This is a genomic window from Eubacterium sp. AF17-7 (assembly GCF_003461285.1).
Lineage (GTDB): Bacteria > Bacillota > Clostridia > Lachnospirales > Lachnospiraceae > Eubacterium_U > Eubacterium_U album.
In genome coordinates, this window is sequence record NZ_QTWU01000033.1 from 1 (window position 1) to 1,721 (window position 1,721).

At 30.2% G+C, this 1,721-nt stretch carries 2 protein-coding genes; both read right to left on the minus strand.

Annotation, left to right across the window (positions count from 1 at the left end; all coding sequences use genetic code 11):
- Nucleotides 1-784 precede the first annotated feature (784 nt).
- Entirely contained in the window at nucleotides 785-1,264 is a 480-nt protein-coding gene (locus DWW96_RS13685; RefSeq protein ID WP_117910812.1) for a hypothetical protein, read from the minus strand.
- A gap of 25 nt (nucleotides 1,265-1,289) precedes the next feature.
- Nucleotides 1,290-1,721 (minus strand): hypothetical protein (locus DWW96_RS14150; RefSeq protein ID WP_199522711.1); only part of this gene is annotated, 432 nt, incomplete at its 5' end.

Sequence of the window (1,721 nt, forward strand, 5' to 3'; positions counted from 1 at the left end):
TTTTTGCCGTCCGTATACGTAATCCCTGTCTTGTTTCCGTCATTGTCATAACTGTACTTTACTGTTTTTCCATTTTCATAAACTGTTTCTGTTATTCTGTCAAGTTCATCCCTTACATATGATATTGTTCCACTAGCCGTTGACATTGCTGTCTGATAGTCGTTTTTATTATATTCATATGTTGTGGTCTTTCCGTTTACTGTTTTTTTAGTACAGTTATTAACGGCATCATAACTGTATGATGTTACGACTTTTCCACTGTTATTTTTTACCGTTATGAGATTTCCATTCGGGTCATATTCATATTTTTCAGTTTTACCCAGTGCATTTGTTTTACATATAAGGTTATTGTTTCCATCATATGAATATGTTGTTACTTCATCCGCCTTGCTATTTTCCTTTTCATTGTTTGTTAACTTATGACTATATTCGTCATTCTGAAAACAATCTGTAGTTTTTAAATTTTCTAAAATTCGACGAGAAAATTATTAAATATTTGTTTAAATTAATAAATATTTTTAATGCCATACTTCATTTTTGCCTAAAATAGGCATTGTTTAGCTATTAGCATAAAATCTAAAAGCAATTGTCTATACCACTGAATTTTATGCAAATTCTATTCTAGCTGCCTATGGTTATGATAAATTATATCAAATGAAAACTTAATTGTTACTATATATTAGAAAGCGGTACAAATACTAAGCTTTTCAAAGTATATGCACCGTTTCTACTATTAAATTTAATAAATCAATTTATCATTTTTGAAGCTAAATTTGTATTTTATTTATCGCGTTTCCAATAATATATAATCAGCATTCTCAGCAAAATTCATATTATTTAATAAATTTTTGACATTTTCAGAAATAATCAAGTATGATTTTTGAGTCAACATAAAATCATCCATATCTTGATTAATATAACCATCATTTTCAACAAATACCGTTTTCAATGGTATCATTCTATAAAATTTGGGAACTTTTCGAATAGGATAAATTTCTAAAAATTCATCGCTATATGAAACTTCAACATCTGCAAATCTACATCCTGAGAACCCATGATTCTCAATTTCTTTTTTTAACCTCTCGGAAATCAAAAAACAGGGTGTTACTTCTAATAGTTCATCTCCTAACCATCCATCAAAAATATAATGTAAATGAGATATTATGGGTTTCTTTTTCTGATTAATAATCTCATCATAATTATCATATATAGTGTTCTCACCAATTTCTCCTGCGACTTCTGGTTCAATCATGTAGTACTTCATAAAATACAACCTCCTGCTCGTTTTATTAATTTAGTGGTGGATTAAACAAATGTCCAAATTTAGAATCAATCTCTGCTGCTTTATCCAACAGTTGTTGTTTTGTTGGATTTGGAACTTCTTTATAAAATCTATTCCATTCTTTTCGTATCTTCGATAAGTGAATATCAGAATTAATTTCTTTAGGTATTCCACGCAAATTTTCTAGTGCATGCATCTCTTCATAGGTAAATAAACCTTTTGTTTGTGGCTTAGTTAATACTTGTTGTTCAACTGAATGGTGAACTACTACCTTACCTTCTAATTCAGGATTTTCATTAAAAAACACTTTCTTATAATCTATTTTGCCTGATGTTCTACCACCCTCATACGACACGCTTCCTGCTTCATCTGCCATAAACCCTGCTAGTTTTCCACTCTTTGCTGCGTTTCGTATTCCGGCTACTCCTACTCCGGCTCC